Raw genomic sequence first — 15,384 nt, forward strand, 5'->3', positions numbered from 1 at the left:
AAATATTTTGAAAAGGGACTGAGGAGACATGGCATTTGTTATTACTGCAGGTTGCCAAGAGGAGAAAGCTGCCGATTGCGTAGATGTATGTCCGGTCAGCTGTATCGAAGAAGGTCCGGATCAATTCTACATCGATGCTGACACTTGCATCGATTGCGGCGCTTGTGAAGCCGCTTGTCCGGTTGGCGCAATTTCTTGGGAAGATGATCTAAAGGATGACGAGAAGATCTTCATTCAAAAAGCACGTGACTTTTTTGCTTCAAAATAAGCACTTATACGTTGAAACATCAAGGGGCTTCCCCATAAGTAGCCATACTACTTATAGGGGAAGCCCCTTCTTCATCCTATAGATCATGAAGACATCAATCGCGTCTGCATGAATACCAGCTCGTGCGCGAGCTTGTCGATGCGCTGCAGCACCTCTGGATCTACAATTTCCCGCTGCTCATTAAAGTGTGAATCGTGCAAATAAACATAACTCGGCGCAACGAACGCTCGGAAGAAGCCCGCAATTGGCTTCAATTGGTTCTCGATCACTAGATAGTGCTGATACGTTCCCCCATTGGCCAAGAAACCGATCACTTTATTCTGAAATGCGGACACTGGCACCAGATCAAACAAATTTTTGAGTACCCCAGTCATAGATGCTTGATATATAGGCGTCCCAATCAGGTAGAAGTCAGCTGAGCTCACCTTCTCAATGACCGTCTGTGTATCTCCCGTGTACGATGATGGATTGCGGCCATCGCAAAATTGAACATCATAATCCTTCATATCCAACAATTCCACTTCAATGTCGGGATAGCTGCTGCGCACAACATCAAGTGTACTCTGAATGCCGACTCGTGTCTTCGAGCCTGCAATCGCCCCTGAAATACCGAGTAGTTTCATGTTCTCTCTCCTGCACTTTAGTATAATTATTATACATTTATATATAATAATTATCTGCTTGCTCCTAACTTTTGTCAATATGTTACCACAATAGGTACTAAACTATTTATACATATATGTTGACTTTGTAGCATTTGCTTCATACAATGAAATGTATAATTTCCACATGTTTAAATATTAAGTTTATACAATCATATGAACAAGTGAGGTGATTGGTCGTGCAGCAGCCATCTGGCACTTCCACTCGCAAGCAAGTCATGCAGCTTCTGAAGACGAATGGAGAACTCAGCGCTAAAGATCTCACAGCTAAGCTGGGTATAACAGGCATGGCAGTACGGCGTCATCTCGACACTTTAGAGCGGGATGGGTTAATCGAGTTTCGTACAATCCGTCAGCCTATGGGTCGACCAACCGCCTTGTACCGCTTGACCGAGCTTGCAGAGAGTCATTTTCCGAAAAATTATCATGTTGTCGCGCTTGATCTGCTTGGCGAGCTGGAAAGTGAAGCCGGTGAAAGCATGGTGAATCGCCTATTTGACCTCCGCAAGGAAACACTCCAGCATAAATATGCAGATGCGTTAGAGAATAAAGGATTGCATGAGAAAGTTCAAACATTAGCCGAGATACAAAATGAAAACGGTTATATGGTGGAGCTGGAACAGGAGAGCGACGATACATTCTTATTAAAAGAGCATAATTGTCCGATCGCGCAGATCGCCAATCATTATAATCACGCCTGCCAGTGTGAGCTCAATCTGTTTGAGAGCTTGCTGGACGCTAATGTTCACCGAACCGAGTGTCTTGCTAAGGGAGATAATAAGTGCGTATATGTCATTAAGAAAAAAGATGATCTTAACCCGTAATTACATACAAAGCGCCGACTCACGAGTCGGCGCTTTGTTTATGTCCTTCATACTTTTATTCGCAGTATACCGATAACACCAGCAGCTATTCCAACTTCTGATTGTACAGGGAGTATCCAAAATCTATCAAACAGCCGTTTCCCTCGATTTCCCAACTGCTAAAATTTATTTAAGCTTTCTACTCTCGATTTATCGTACAAGCACCTTCTCCAAGTGCATACCACATCAAAAAAACCTTGATACAATAAGCTTTTTTCGCATTTTCATTCAATTAACGACAATCTCTAACAATACCTTTCCGTCTTCAGCTTGAATAGAAACAACTCTAGCAACCAATCGACAAGATCTCATATTATTCGTATAATGGTTTCTAGTTGAATACTTCGATATTGGCGGTGAAACTATTGATCTATGCATTGGCGTTTATTATTTCATTTACAATAGTATATTTATTGATCCCACCTTTAGGGAGAATAGCATTTCGTCTTGACTTTGTGGATAAGCCTAGGAAAGATGCTGAGCGCAAGATTCATCGTGAACCAATTCCGCTCACAGCGAGCTATGCGATATTTGCCGGATTCTTCGCGACTTATCTGCTGCTGACTCGTGAATTTACGCTTGAAACCGCGGCTCTATTCTTTGGAGGAATATTACTGCTAACGATCGGTACATTGGACGATTGGTATAAGACGAAAGGCAAGGACTTTCCAGCCCTGCCTAAACTGATCGTTCAAGTATCCGCGGCAGTGCTCGTATTCGCTTCTGGCGTCGCATTTACAGGTTTCTTCAACCCGTTCACGGAAACCTATATATTGCTGCCGGTGTGGCTGCAGTTCATTCTAACGATTCTATGGATATTCGGGGTAACTACGGTTATCAACTTCACAGACGGCATGGATGGACTTGCAGGTGGATTGTCCGCCATATCAGCGGCAACCTTGTTTATCGTCGCACTCGTTATGGGACAAACGAATTCTGCCATCATGGCGATCATCTTAGTTGGTGTGACTGTCGCTTATCTGCGATATAATCGAGCGCCAGCGAGGATCTTCATGGGAGATGCCGGTGCAACCTTTATCGGCTTCATCCTAGCCGTTATCGCACTCGACGGCGCGTTCAAGCAAGCGACTGTATTGTCGCTGTTCATTCCAATTCTTGCGCTCGGCGTGCCGATATTCGATAATATCTTTGTCGTGATCCGCCGCCTTATGCAAGGCAAAGCGATCTATCAGGCTGACGCAAGCCAAGCCCACTACCGCTTGCTGCGCGCTGGTTTGAGCCAGAAGCAGGTCGTGATGTTCCTGTATCTGATCGGAACGTGCTTCTCGCTGTCATCGATCATCCTACTGCTGTTGCAGGTATAGGTGAACAAGCTCATTTTGCACAATTGAACCAAACTTACGATAAGGATAGTGAATTCCGAATGACTTCTGATTCCTATCCTTTTTTATTGGATTGTGGTGTATTTTTTTCTATGCCTAGGTTTTCTCAAAAGTTAGACTCTCTTATCTATTGGAATCCTCCAATATTTTTAACTAAAATATATGCTATTCTCAGAATGGGTGGATTATATATCGGCTGCATCCAGTTATAGCTGTCGTCTGCCTGCAGACTCCCCAGTCTTACTGTCCCGTCATCTACTCGCTATATTCTCCACTGTCCGCTGGCTAAGCTCTCACCAGCTTCCATTCTTCTTATTGTCTCGTCAAAATTGAATTCCTCGCCCTTATTGCTCTATGGCTGCAAACTATTAATGCTAACTTAAAGATGTACACTTTTGCTTGTGTAAGTATGTTTTAAAACGATTGGGATAATCAGTCGAGATACGACTGTTATGCGATTTCTGTTGAATGTACATGTACAATGAATCGACTCTGTAACACGGTTATTCCCCGTTATCTCAGCTAAACGGCGAGTTTTGCCCGCTGTAACAGGGAAATAACCTGTTATCTCGCTCTGACCTCTCCATCTCTGCAGTGTCTCGACTCTGTAACACGGTTATTCCCTGTTATCTCACCTAAACGGCGAGTTTCGCCCGCTGTAACGGGGTAATAACCTGTTATCTCGCTCTGACCTTCCCACCCGTGCACGGCCGCGACTCTGTAACAAGGCTTCCCCTCCCCTTACCTATTTTCGGTATACGGCCAACATATTCTTCTTATTCGACGCTGTATTCTCATGTTCCTGGCTGTAAATATAACGAAACCAAGCTAAATAAATTCCAAGCAGGGCCGACTCCGCCTCCGCGAAGTCAGCCCTGCTCAGATCAAGACCTTACTTGTTTTCCGCTTTCCAAGCATCTAACTGCTTTTGCTTCTCCGCCATAATCGTGTCGGCACCTGCCTGCTGCAATTTATCCAAGAATTGTGGCAAGTACTTCTCAGGATCTACAGAACCACTGGAAAGTGCATAATAAAGCTCATCTATAACCGCATCCACGTTCGCTTTCTCCGTCTTGACTGGCGTAAAGTCGAATACAAATCCGAGCACGTTTGATGGCGTCGCGTTTTTGTTCAGCTCGATCCACATATTCGTGAACTTGTTGTCAACCTCTCCACCTTTCGGATCTCCTTCGAATAAATAGGTGAGTGACATGTTGCCGAATTGCCATGGGGCAAAAATTTGGTAACCGCCATCTTTATTCGTTTCGATCCGGTTGTCTGCGACTTTCTTATAATGCTTGCCTTCAACTCCCCATACCAGCGTATTGTAAATTTCCTTGTCCGTGTTCAGCAAATTGAGAAACATCATCGCCCTCTCCTTATTCGGAGAGTTGGCGGAAATCGCCGTTATGGTCGCGGCCGCCTTATCGGTCGTCAGCAACGGCTTCACGAATTGGAAATCATAGGAAGGTGCATCTGGATTGAAGTTGGACATTCTGCCCGACGCTTCCATGCCGGCTTGTTCGAAGGCCAAGGTGTCGATATCGATCTGACCTATCGAAAGCGCGTTCTTTCCAGCCTTTTGGTCCGCTAAATTCTCTTTTAAGGTTAACGCGTCTTTCCGTAAATATCCCTTGCTGAACCAGTCTCTCATCATGGTTAAGTAGGCTTTGAATTCCGGGGTCGCGTATTGGTTCACAACCTTGCTGCCGTCATTTAAGTAAAGATCTCCCGGAGTCTTAGAATCGCCTAACGCTTCCAGACCGAACATCGGCGGAGCGGTTAAGAATGGATCGCTATTCTGCGCATAACCCCAAGGGATTAGATTCGGCTCATTCTTCTTTACTGCTTCTAGGAAAGGTGTCAAATCCGATAATTGCTTAACCGATTTCCAGTCAAGTTGATACTTGTCCGCTACGGCTTTCTGGATCAAATAACCGTATCCGGCAGTTGACTGCTGAAACACGGGAACGCCGTAAATTTTCCCTTTTACTTTCACAGCATCCCAGAACATGTTGGGAATTCCTTGCTTCGTTTCGGGAGCGTATTTGTCGATCAAATCATCCAGGGGTGCGTACGCTCCGTTCGCCACGTTCTGGAAATAGTTGTTGAATCCTGCGGCAGTCCAGGCTAGATCGAACGATTCGCCCGAACCCATCATGACTTTCATTTTTTCCTCGTACGCACCCCAATCAATCAACTTGAGACGAATCGTGGCGTTGATTTTCGGCTGAACGAGCTTGTTCAAAGCATCCTCTACGGTCTGCAGATCTTTCTGCGGCGAGTTCGGGAAGTAATACGTCAGCTCTACCGGCTCCAACGCATCCGAAGAAGTTTTTTCTTTCTCTCCCGCCTTAGTATTTGCCGGTGGAGTCGCGCTCGGAGAAGCCGAGTCGTTCGACTTGCCTGAACCGCAGCCTGCGAGCATAATCGCAAATGCAACTATAAATATCAATACCTTTTTCGTTTTCGCCATGTCAGCCAAGACCTCCATTTTTTTATTCAATACGGGACGATGCCCGGTAAAGCCTGTATCAGGATTTCACTGCACCGAGAGTAAGCCCTTTAGCGAAATATTTCTGCAGGAAGGGGTATGTGAGCACAATCGGCCCTACTGCCAAGACGCATGTCGCCATTCTGGCCGTCTCATCTGGCTGCATTGCGGCTGCCTGCGTGGTCAAGGCATTTCCTTGGAGGAACGCGATATTGTTCATGATGGATTGCAAGAGAAACTGCAGCGTGTACAATTTGCTATTCTCTATGAAAAGGGCGGCTGTAAACCAATCGTTCCAGTAAAACACCGCGACGAATAGGCCGATTGTTGCCAGCACTGGCGTAGACAAGGGAATAACCAGTTTGATAAACGTGTTGAATTCACCTGAACCGTCGATTCTTGCGGATTCGATGATCGATTCCGGGATCGTCCTGAAAAAATTTCTCATGATCAAGACATTAATTGATGAAACCAAGTAAGGCACGATCAGCACGAAGATCGTATCTTTCAGATGAAGGTATTTCGAAAGCAGAATATACCAAGGCACCAATCCTCCGTTGAACAGCAGGCAAAACACGACCAGAAAAGAGACGATGTTCCGGTACTTGACCTCGTTTCTGGAAAGGCTGTAAGCGAACAACGAAGAGATGATCAGATGCAGCAGCGTGCCCGTCAAGGTAACTATAATGGTAACTCCGTACGCTTGAAGAATCGGGGAATTCCCCATCAAAATATAGCGATAAGCATCAAGGCTGAACTTCTCTGGAATGATGTTGTAACCGGACTGGAAGATAGACTGTTCATCGGTTAAGGAAACGGACAAGACAACTAGCAGTGGAATCAAGCAGATTACGGAATATACCATGAAGATCAAATTGAGTACGATTCTTGAAACATTCATTTGATTCATCTCGTCATCCTCCTAGAACAAAGCGCTGTCTCGGTCATATCGCCGAATCAAATAGTTTGACGCCACGACAAGAACGAACCCTACGCAGGACTGGTATAATCCGACAGCCGAGGACATGCCGAAATCGCCCATCGTTTTTAGTGCCCGATATACATAGGTATCGATTACGTTGGTAGAGCTGAACAACACGCCCGATTCCTTGGGTAGGTTATAAAACATACCCCAATCTCCGAATGCAGCATAAAAAATTTTACCCGTTTGCAAGAGAACAAGCGTAATGGCGATCGGAGCAAGCATCGGAATCGTGATTCGGATCGCTTGCTGAAACTTGTTCGCACCGTCCATTTTTGCCGCTTCGTAATACTCCGTGGAAATCGCGGAGATACCTGCTGCGAAAATAACCGAGAAATACCCCACGTTTTTCCATACGTACGCAGCCGGCAAAATAAACCGCCAATATATCGGTTCCGTATACCACTGAACAGGCTCTATTCCGATATATTGAAGAAGCTGATTCAACATCCCTCTATCTACGCTGAGGAAGGAAAATAACAAATATTCGGCAACGACCCAAGACAACAAGTAAGGAAGCAGCAAAATGCTTTTGTACGCTCCGCCAAGAAAGCGGTTGCCGACTTCATCGATCAAGATGGCGAACACGAGCGCCAGGCCGATGCCAAGGATGATGAAAATGACATTGTAGAAGAGCGTATTGAACGTAATTTGAAAAAACGCATCCGATTTGAATAGAAACTCGAAATTTTTGAAGCCGATCCACGGACTCCCGAATATGCCTTTAAGCGGGTTGTATTGCTTGAACGCGATCAAGACCCCGAACATCGGCAAGTAATAAATCACGAGAATGAAGAGCAGTCCGGGAAGCATCATGGCATAGAAAGTTCTGTTTCTAATGATTTCGCTAAAAAAAGGAATTTTTCGGCGAACGCTGACTCTTGGGGCTTCGGATTTCATCGTTTCAGTTTTCATCGGTGATCTCCTCGATTACGAATTGGTATATGGTCATCCTAATTTCACGACGCCAAAAAAGAAACCACAACATTCGAAAGAAACTCCATTTTTTGGATCGTGCGGCTCTAAGAAAAATGAGAATTCTCTAAAATTTGATGTTATTAACAGCAAAGGGGATATTTCCGTTCCTTTTTAATTCGCAATCCGATACAATAAACATTATATTCCATTTATGTTCAGATAGAGAGAGGGTCGAATGCATTGAATGGGAAAGCTTCCTTTATAAGCCGCACAAGCATGTATACGAGACTGCTCATCTCCTTCGTGGCGATTATCATCAGCTTGATCCTGATCCTTTCTTTCAGGTTGTATTACAATTACAATTCTTCATCCATCTCCATGCTAAAAGAAATGAAAGCAGATATTTTGTCCAAAACGAGCTACAGTGCCATATTCATGGACAACATCTCAAGGAAATTTAGCCAATCGCTCTCGCTGAGCAATCCTATTATTGCTTTCGCCAACAGCAACACCGAAGATATCCTGAACATAAGTAAGGCAATTCGAACGTTGAGCGCCCTGGCCATTCCCAACACGTATATCCAATCCGCTTACATATACAATAAAAAAATCGATACGATCATTGCCACCCCGTCAGACACGTTTTATAGCAGCTCTGACTTCTTCGACCAAGAAATCATTGAGATGCTGAACGGCGCACAAAGCAGCAGTATTCCAAACCTTTACCCGATTCCAAGGAAAGCCGCCATGCCCGAGGGATCAACCAAGCAATTCGCCAACGTTTACACGTATATCTTGTTCGACACAAACGATAATCGAGAAACGTTCAACAGCGCGATCGTGTTGAATGTCGACGCCGATTGGCTGAGGCTCACGATTTCCTCCATCGACACCAAAATGAGCAGCGAAGGCAGCGAGTTTTTGGTCGTTAATGAAAACGGTCTCATCGTCAGTCACCCGTCGCCGGATATGTTCATGGAAAACATCGCAGATCAAAACTATTTCAGAAGAATTCAGGTTTCCAAGGATGCTTCCGGTACGTTTTTCGAAGATCTCGACAACAAGAAATACGTCATTTCCTATGATAATTCCAAAGCTCTCGGATGGACGTTCCTTAGCATCACGCCGTACGACACCGTCTTTGCGAGCGTGCAAAAAAATCGAACCATTACTGTCGTGTTTTGTTTGATCGTCCTGCTTCTGGGCTTGCTTTTCGCTTATCTCGCATCCAAAAAGCTTTATCATCCGATCGGCGCGCTTACGAGCGGCATCAAGCAAAAACTGAACCCGGATGGCAAACCGGGCGGCAGCATGGATGAGGTAGGCTTTCTCGCCAGCGCGTTCAGCGGCATCATCGATAAAGTGGCTTATTTGGAAAACATGAAGCGAAACAGCGCCCCCCTCTTGAAGAACGAGTATTTGAAAAACGTACTGAGCGGCCAGAGCAATCTTCCGAACAACAAGACCGAGGTTCCAAAAAAAGAGCACAATATCGAAGTTGATTTTGCAAGCCGACTGTTTATTTACGCATTAAAAATCGACTTCCACAAACAGTTCGTAGACAAACATAATGAGAAGGACAGATCCCTATATAAGTACGCGATCGCTAATATCGCCAAAGAAATCACTTCCGGTTATTGCCGAAACGAAGTGATCGTGAACGATTCCGACCAGTTTATAGTCCTGGCGGACCTGCATGAGCAGCCGTTCGACCCAAAGCTGTTGTACGAAACGTTCCATGCCATCGTTTCCGACATTCAAATTCAGGTTCAACGGCATTTGAACATTTCGATGTCCGGAACGCTGGGCTACGTGATTGAATCATCCGAACAAATCAAAAACATGTATGAGGATACGCTTAGCCTGTCGATGTACCGGATCAAATACGGGCATCTCAGCATCCTCACGCCGGAAATATTGCACAATATTGACGGCAGCAACTTCGTTTTTCCGACGTCCAAGGAGAAACAGCTGATCGACTTTTTGAAATTGGGTAAAGGCGACGCGGCGAAAGACAAGTATAAGGAAATCATCCAAGCGATCGAGAGTTCCACCTATGACAACATCATGTCCTCGATCATCTATCTGTTTTATTCGATTTACAATTCTTTGAATCATATCGTGGACGGTACGCCATCCAAGCTGAATTACATCTCTATCGATTTTCTCGGTAAAGTAACCGGCATGGAAACGCTGAAGGAAATCGAACATGCGTTTTTCGGCTTGATCGATGAAATCATCCATTTGAAAAGCGGGTCCAAAAGCAAGAAAAAAAATGAGATCGTCGACGCCGTCATTGAGCTCATCCATACCCGTTATGCGGATAAAAACCTTTCGCTTGCCTATTGTGCGGAAGCCTTGTCTTTATCGTCCGTTTATCTTGGTAAGCTGTTTAAGCAAACGACAGGCAAATCCGTGGCCGAATACATCTCGACGGTCCGCATGGAGCAGATCAAATATTATCTGGAAAACAGCAGCATGCCCATCCACGATATTTTGGAAAACTGCGGCATGGAAAAGTCGAATTATTTCTATACGACCTTTAAAAAATATTTCGGCGTCTCGCTGACGGAATATAGACTAAAGGCTGTTAAGACCAGAGACGAATAGAATGTAGCAGATTGAGTGATAAATGGTCAGGAGGCAAAGTATGAGAAAGTTGTTCATGGCTGGACTGCTGCTGCTTATTTTGAATATCGTAGTCGCTTGTAATCAACAAGAAGCATCAAATGAATATGAGCAAGACCTGAATCCTCCTATCATTAAGTATGAATATGAACAAAACCTGAATCTTCATATCAGTAAACCTGAAGGGCAGCGTTACACGGTATATATGAAAATTGAAGATCATGAAACGGTTAAAACGGTAATGGATATTTTAGAAAATGTGCCTTGGAGAAACGCAAAAGTAGAAATGATTCGTCACCCTGATTATCAAATTCTAACCGTCAACATCGACCGAACAGTTAGCTATGAACCCGTAACGTATTCCGTTTGGCTGTCACCGAAGAAAGACATATTAGAAGTGATTATTGAAGGACAGAACAAGTATGGGATAGTTACAAAGGAAGGTACTAAAAAGCTACTTTCAATCTTAGGAACGCCCTAAACTGGGCGTTTTTTAGTTCGCTTAAAATGAAAAACCGCCATTTGAAATGACGGTTCATCTGGATTATTCATTTAATTGACACTGTGAAGTGCTTGAAGTGCAGCCTGCTTATCCTTTAAGAAGAATACCTGCTTGCCTTGATTGCACTCATAAATAAAATCCTTCAAACTCTTACTGTCATACTCATCAAAATTACCAACAATAGCGAGCTTAACTTGGTAGTTTACATATTTCTGCAGGATCTCCCCCGCAAGCTTGGTTCTTAGCTCGAAGAAATCCTCTGTTACGTTTGATTTGTTGATCAACATTTTATAGCATTCACTGTTGTACTGAACAGAAGCCATCAGATCCAGCGCATCTTGAACATCCCGTATGATAATATCAGAGCTTTCTACTACGGCGACCTTAGAAGTCCCCTTTTGGTCGACTATTATGTTCATTGTCATTCCAACCTTTGCTAATAAGATCATTTAATTATACCCATAACTGCTGAGAATAGTTCGTTTTCAACAAATGTTATTATGAGGGTTAAGGATTGACTTGTAAACTTTTAACTACATAATCAGTTCAATCTATCCTTACTCTTGAACCTCAACTGCTGCAGCATAAGTTCCGCGGTCATTGCCCGACCATTCCCCCAAGATAGTCAACACGTAAACTCCTGGCTGTGATGGAAGAACGAACGCATCTCCTTTAGTTGGCAACTCCACGAAGTTTTGGTTTTTCCAAAGCCCTGCTGAAAATTTCTCAGGTTTTTCGCCTTTGAAATTTATAGTTATTTCGGCATTCGGCTTTACAATGTAATCAGTTGTGTCTTTTACCAAGTTATCTGGGCTCGGGGCATCTGCAATCGCATTTTTCCACTGGTAAGAACCTCTGATAAGCTGAATCTGTTTCTGTTCTACTTCTACAACGGCGTTCGGTGGTTCATCGGAACTTGAAGTAGCCGCCGGTGTACATCCTACAGCGAACACTGTCAATAAAAACAAACAGATCCCAAGTATTGATTTGCCCATAATCTCACCCCAGTAAGATAGACGATATTGTATTTCTATATGTTTCCGTAAATTTGATTGATAGAATGGTTGTTGAATAATGGAGAAACATAACAGAATTCTTAGTCCAACAACTGCTGCGATTGCAGTGTTAGTAAGTATATAGGATTATCATTACGAATGACTCCACCAATAAAGTTATAGTGCTCATCCAAATTAATTGAGATATTTTCTTTAAAACTATTCAAATTATGATCATAATATACATCAGATAGGGTGTATTTGTTCCCGCGTAACTTGTCAACAATCTCACCAATATTTATCCAATCCGTAATGTCAAAGGTAGATGAAACTCGGCGCCGACTATTGACATCGTAGCTTACTCCATTAACGATCACAGTCCCTACAACTTTGTTTTCGGATAAGATCCTCTTCATTATTTTCAATTGTAAATGAACTTCTGCTTGCTGGTCGATATCATCTTGTCTGGCGATTACTGTAATCTGAGAGATGCTATTCTGTGGTATGTAGTACCAAATTAAAAGTGATAGAAAAATAGCTGCTATTATTCCGGATATGATCCGCTTTCTTGTCATTTTCTTACCTTTATTCAAGAAGAAGCACCCCTAATTTAGTAAAATTCTGTATAGCCTGTATCAATTATACTAATATACCTGTTCATAATACAGGATTACATCTGACAACCTCGAATATTAGGTATAGAAGTACAATCATAATAGGATGTCAGGAGGTAATCAGTGTGGCAATGCCCACTCATATCGCAGCTGTAGGCGGTTTCGTTGAAGATGAACAAGGACGTATTCTGCTGGTGAAGACCCATCACGATGGTTGGGTATATCCTGGAGGACAGGTTGAGGTCGGAGAGAATCTCATAGACGCCTTAATCAGAGAAATCAAAGAAGAAAGCGGTATAGACGTTGTTGTATCTCATTTGATCGGCATCTATTCGAATACTGCGATGTATAAATGGCATGACGGTGTTACTGATGTGCCAACCAAGGTAATGTTCGACTTTGTGTGCAAGCCTGTCGGCGGGCAATTGTGCACATCGGATGAAACGACTGACAGCCGCTGGGTTGAGAAGGAGATCGTACTAGATATGATCGAATCTCCAGCGATCCGCACGCGCTATCAGGCTTATGTAGAGTTTGACGGCAATGTGCGCTACATGGAATACAAAACGAAACCCGAGTTCGAGTTAAAGTTGGACAGAACGGTATAAGCATCTGATCCTTATATATTTCACGGTGAACAACCTACTCATTAGTAAGCAACAATAGTTCACCACGTCAAAAGGTGCAGTATAACGGCTCACTTAAGCCCTTGTACTGCACCTTTCTCATTTAAACTGATGCTTCGCCCTTTCTTGTCGTTCCGCTCATCCCGCTGGTTTCGCGTGTTCCGATCCAGAAGAATGCGAGCACCGCAGCGCATAGAGCTGCGGCCGCCCCGAAGCGGAAGCCGCCTGCCAAGCCGTACTGCGAGCTGATCCATCCGGCTAACCAAGGGCCGGATGACATCCCGACAGCATAAACCGCCTGATAGACGCCCATTGCTGTGGCACGCTTGGCAGGTTCGATCCCTTCCACTGACTTGCCCAGCAGCAGTGGAAACAACAGCCCCTGCGCGAAGCCATTGAGCGCTTGGGTCGCGCACAGCCAGCCGAGCGTCGGCGCGGCTGGGATGAGCAGCGTGAATATGGCGCTGCCGCCGAAGCCGAGCATAAGCGCTGCGCGGTCGCCGAGCGTTCTACCGGCGAGCCGCGCGGCGAACAGCGTCGCTGCCGCGTGCGGCGCCATGAAGGCGATCGTCAGCCAGCCCAGGCTTTCTGGGCTGGCCCCGATCGCGATCGCCTGGTTCGGCGTATAGCCGAACATCGTGATGAACAATACACAATGCGCCAATACGGATAGCATCGATACCTTGAGCAGCATCGGCTCTTTCATAACCGGAACGAGATCCTTGAGCGACATCGAGCCTCCAGCGCGTTCAACCCGCTGCTCTGGCAACCGCAGCGCCAATAGTATCGCCAAGGCTGACACGACGCCGCCAACGATAAACGGCATCTGCCAGCCCCATCTTTCCACGATTGCCCCGCTGATCATCATGCTCACCAGCTGCGCGAGCACGGTCGTGAACTGCATTAAGCTCATCGCCTTGCCCGCATCCTCCTGTGGATAATACCCAGAGAACATAACCGCGTACACAACCCAAGCTGAAGCCGCGATGCCCGATACTGCCCTTGCCGCAAACGCCCAACTAAGCTGATCCGACCAAGCAAACATGATACAGCTGACGAGGGTAGCAACCAGCCCGAGCAGGATGAACGGCTTCCGTCTATTCCAATAATCCGATCCGATGCCAATGGGCATACGAAATATGATTTGCATAAGTCCATATACCCCAAGAACCATGCCTACTAAAGTGTACGATGCCCCTAGATGTTCAATATACGGTCCCAACACAGGTACATAGATGTAAGACGAGAACCAGAACAGAAAGACAATTACCAGAAAAAAGAGCCTGCTGTTCACCCCATCACCAACTTTTCTCAAGTGTTACGATTTATCCTATAGGTGAAGTGCTGCTATAACTATGCTATTTCATTGTATGATTGCCTATATATTCACATGTCCGCCTTCGACATAACCATTTTTCTAGACTATGAGAGAGAGTATACTTTTTCTTCAATTGATTGCTGAGCCGTTTCATCCCATACCTCATTGATCTCGAACGACCCCGGCTCAAAGAACAAGGGGAACCTGCGTTTAAACCAAGGCTGCATAGGCAGTGACATTGCTTCTTGAATATCCACCCATAACAATTCTCCCTCAGGCGGATTCTGAAGCAATTCTCCTTCATACTTATGGGCTATGTAATTGAACACGATGTATCGATAATTCGTGTCAGGCACCACAAATCCATCTATACCTTTATAGATCAGATCCTCTTCCTTCACGATTAAGCCCGTTTCTTCCCTTAACTCACGAACAGCCGCTTCTGCAATGCTTTCCGAGCATTCTACTTTTCCACCCGGTCCTAGATACCCAGGGAAGCCGCGTTTACTCGGGCGGTTCAACAGGAGTACACGATCCTTATCCTGAACGATGCACATGGTATAGATATCACACGCTGCTTTACTCACTTTACCTCTCTGCCCCCTGTTCGATCACTCTGCATAAAATACATCATTGTACATGCAGAACAGATCTAATGACTGCGACCATCTACTCCAAACAGTTCTTTCCGTTGATATAATAACTATCCTCTCGGTAAGTTACAAATACAACCTCCACCTCAGGCACTCCTACGGACAACACATGCTTCGTTACCACTTCTGCAAAGCGGTTGCGTGTCGCCTGACCTCGTTCAAACCATCCTACTTCTATAAATGGAAAGCTTGCTGTTAACTGCCCTTCAAACACGGCCGTCGAGTGTAAGCATTCAATTGTAAAATTATCCGTACCGCATTCACATAGCTCGGCTAGTTCCCGCACCAGTGAAGTGCTGATCGCACGCATCTGTTCAGCCTCAATTCCGCGAACGATTATGTGTGGCATATGTATTCTCCTTTTCGCATTAGCTTATGTAACTGATCTATCCCCGTTATTATAGCGTATTCCAATCCTATTGTCCTACTGGCGATGCTGCATCTAGAGTAAAGGGCTGGCTTCCCAGCCCCTCCTCATCAAACCGTACGTGAAGTTTTCCTTCATACGGCTTTCCGAT

16 protein-coding genes are annotated in these 15,384 nt (G+C 44.9%); 6 read left to right on the forward strand and 10 right to left on the reverse strand.

The window, feature by feature from the left end; translation table 11 throughout:
* Window positions 1-28 precede the first annotated feature (28 nt).
* The gene (locus AC3WTP_RS16005; protein WP_492395622.1) at window positions 29-268 is read left to right on the forward strand and encodes a ferredoxin family protein; all 240 of its coding nucleotides are present in this window, start codon (window positions 29-31) and stop codon (window positions 266-268) included.
* Window positions 269-351: 83 nt separating this feature from the next.
* On the opposite strand, the gene AC3WTP_RS16010 is transcribed toward AC3WTP_RS16005, so the two are convergent.
* Window positions 352-891: an NADPH-dependent FMN reductase gene (locus AC3WTP_RS16010; protein WP_492395623.1), complete on the reverse strand. Its 540-nt coding sequence runs from the start codon at window positions 889-891 to the stop codon at window positions 352-354.
* Window positions 892-1,109: 218 nt separating this feature from the next.
* Here AC3WTP_RS16010 and AC3WTP_RS16015 point away from each other — a divergent pair, with 218 nt between their 5' ends.
* Window positions 1,110-1,754, forward strand: coding sequence for a helix-turn-helix transcriptional regulator (locus tag AC3WTP_RS16015; protein ID WP_492395624.1), 645 nt, complete (start codon window positions 1,110-1,112; stop codon window positions 1,752-1,754).
* 404 nt (window positions 1,755-2,158) lie between these two features.
* Complete coding sequence (locus AC3WTP_RS16020) at window positions 2,159-3,118, forward strand: MraY family glycosyltransferase (RefSeq protein WP_492395625.1); 960 nt, start codon at window positions 2,159-2,161, stop codon at window positions 3,116-3,118.
* Window positions 3,119-4,028: 910 nt separating this feature from the next.
* Here AC3WTP_RS16020 and AC3WTP_RS16025 read toward each other — a convergent pair.
* Genes AC3WTP_RS16025 through AC3WTP_RS16035 form a run of 3 tightly spaced genes read right to left on the reverse strand, consistent with a single transcriptional unit; the run spans window position 4,029 to window position 7,527 of the window.
* Complete coding sequence (locus tag AC3WTP_RS16025; protein WP_492395626.1) at window positions 4,029-5,612, reverse strand: ABC transporter substrate-binding protein; 1,584 nt, start codon at window positions 5,610-5,612, stop codon at window positions 4,029-4,031.
* Between the two features lie 58 nt (window positions 5,613-5,670).
* The gene (locus AC3WTP_RS16030) at window positions 5,671-6,540 is read right to left on the reverse strand and encodes a carbohydrate ABC transporter permease (RefSeq protein ID WP_492395627.1); all 870 of its coding nucleotides are present in this window, start codon (window positions 6,538-6,540) and stop codon (window positions 5,671-5,673) included.
* A 12-nt stretch (window positions 6,541-6,552) separates the two neighbouring features.
* Window positions 6,553-7,527 (reverse strand): ABC transporter permease, encoded by a 975-nt coding sequence (locus AC3WTP_RS16035; protein WP_492395628.1) that lies wholly within the window; start codon window positions 7,525-7,527, stop codon window positions 6,553-6,555.
* 243 nt (window positions 7,528-7,770) lie between these two features.
* Between AC3WTP_RS16035 and AC3WTP_RS16040 the strand changes: the two genes are divergently transcribed.
* Window positions 7,771-10,140, forward strand: coding sequence for a helix-turn-helix domain-containing protein (locus AC3WTP_RS16040; RefSeq protein ID WP_492395629.1), 2,370 nt, complete (start codon window positions 7,771-7,773; stop codon window positions 10,138-10,140).
* A gap of 40 nt (window positions 10,141-10,180) precedes the next feature.
* On the forward strand, window positions 10,181-10,639 hold the full coding sequence (locus AC3WTP_RS16045) for a YhfM domain-containing protein (RefSeq protein WP_492395630.1): 459 nt from the start codon (window positions 10,181-10,183) through the stop codon (window positions 10,637-10,639).
* A gap of 71 nt (window positions 10,640-10,710) precedes the next feature.
* Here the strand turns inward: AC3WTP_RS16045 and AC3WTP_RS16050 are convergent, their stop codons facing one another.
* The 3 genes from AC3WTP_RS16050 to AC3WTP_RS16060 all read right to left on the reverse strand — a co-directional run bounded on the left by AC3WTP_RS16050 (window position 10,711) and on the right by AC3WTP_RS16060 (window position 12,248).
* Window positions 10,711-11,079, reverse strand: a complete 369-nt coding sequence (locus tag AC3WTP_RS16050; RefSeq protein WP_492395631.1) for a DUF4180 domain-containing protein — start codon at window positions 11,077-11,079, stop codon at window positions 10,711-10,713.
* Window positions 11,080-11,217: 138 nt separating this feature from the next.
* The gene (locus AC3WTP_RS16055; protein WP_492395632.1) at window positions 11,218-11,655 is read right to left on the reverse strand and encodes a hypothetical protein; all 438 of its coding nucleotides are present in this window, start codon (window positions 11,653-11,655) and stop codon (window positions 11,218-11,220) included.
* A 101-nt stretch (window positions 11,656-11,756) separates the two neighbouring features.
* Window positions 11,757-12,248: a hypothetical protein gene (locus AC3WTP_RS16060; protein WP_492395633.1), complete on the reverse strand. Its 492-nt coding sequence runs from the start codon at window positions 12,246-12,248 to the stop codon at window positions 11,757-11,759.
* Between the two features lie 146 nt (window positions 12,249-12,394).
* Here AC3WTP_RS16060 and AC3WTP_RS16065 point away from each other — a divergent pair, with 146 nt between their 5' ends.
* The gene (locus AC3WTP_RS16065; protein WP_492395634.1) at window positions 12,395-12,877 is read left to right on the forward strand and encodes an NUDIX hydrolase; all 483 of its coding nucleotides are present in this window, start codon (window positions 12,395-12,397) and stop codon (window positions 12,875-12,877) included.
* A 121-nt stretch (window positions 12,878-12,998) separates the two neighbouring features.
* Here AC3WTP_RS16065 and AC3WTP_RS16070 read toward each other — a convergent pair whose 3' ends face one another.
* The 3 genes from AC3WTP_RS16070 to AC3WTP_RS16080 all read right to left on the reverse strand — a co-directional run bounded on the left by AC3WTP_RS16070 (window position 12,999) and on the right by AC3WTP_RS16080 (window position 15,215).
* A complete protein-coding gene (locus AC3WTP_RS16070; protein WP_492395635.1) occupies window positions 12,999-14,210 on the reverse strand; it encodes an MFS transporter in 1,212 nt (403 codons plus the stop codon).
* Window positions 14,211-14,317: 107 nt separating this feature from the next.
* Window positions 14,318-14,770, reverse strand: a complete 453-nt coding sequence (locus AC3WTP_RS16075; RefSeq protein WP_492395650.1) for an 8-oxo-dGTP diphosphatase — start codon at window positions 14,768-14,770, stop codon at window positions 14,318-14,320.
* 112 nt (window positions 14,771-14,882) lie between these two features.
* Complete coding sequence (locus AC3WTP_RS16080) at window positions 14,883-15,215, reverse strand: DUF1904 family protein (RefSeq protein ID WP_492395636.1); 333 nt, start codon at window positions 15,213-15,215, stop codon at window positions 14,883-14,885.
* Between the last annotated feature and the right edge of the window lie 169 nt (window positions 15,216-15,384).

It is taken from the genome of Paenibacillus sp. EB106-04-04-XG159, from assembly GCF_058791835.1.

What these genes read in the sequence shown, in the direction of transcription:
- AC3WTP_RS16005 (WP_492395622.1), top strand. Translation starts at nt 29, where the DNA reads ATGGCATTTGTTATTACTGCAGGTTGCCAAGAGGAGAAAGCTGCCGAT.
- AC3WTP_RS16010 (WP_492395623.1), bottom strand. Translation starts at nt 891, where the DNA reads ATGAAACTACTCGGTATTTCAGGGGCGATTGCAGGCTCGAAGACACGA.
- AC3WTP_RS16025 (WP_492395626.1), bottom strand. Translation starts at nt 5,612, where the DNA reads ATGGCGAAAACGAAAAAGGTATTGATATTTATAGTTGCATTTGCGATT.
- AC3WTP_RS16030 (WP_492395627.1), bottom strand. Translation starts at nt 6,540, where the DNA reads ATGAATCAAATGAATGTTTCAAGAATCGTACTCAATTTGATCTTCATG.
- AC3WTP_RS16035 (WP_492395628.1), bottom strand. Translation starts at nt 7,527, where the DNA reads ATGAAAACTGAAACGATGAAATCCGAAGCCCCAAGAGTCAGCGTTCGC.
- AC3WTP_RS16045 (WP_492395630.1), top strand. Translation starts at nt 10,181, where the DNA reads ATGAGAAAGTTGTTCATGGCTGGACTGCTGCTGCTTATTTTGAATATC.
- AC3WTP_RS16050 (WP_492395631.1), bottom strand. Translation starts at nt 11,079, where the DNA reads ATGAACATAATAGTCGACCAAAAGGGGACTTCTAAGGTCGCCGTAGTA.
- AC3WTP_RS16055 (WP_492395632.1), bottom strand. Translation starts at nt 11,655, where the DNA reads ATGGGCAAATCAATACTTGGGATCTGTTTGTTTTTATTGACAGTGTTC.
- AC3WTP_RS16075 (WP_492395650.1), bottom strand. Translation starts at nt 14,770, where the DNA reads ATGTGCATCGTTCAGGATAAGGATCGTGTACTCCTGTTGAACCGCCCG.
- AC3WTP_RS16080 (WP_492395636.1), bottom strand. Translation starts at nt 15,215, where the DNA reads ATGCCACACATAATCGTTCGCGGAATTGAGGCTGAACAGATGCGTGCG.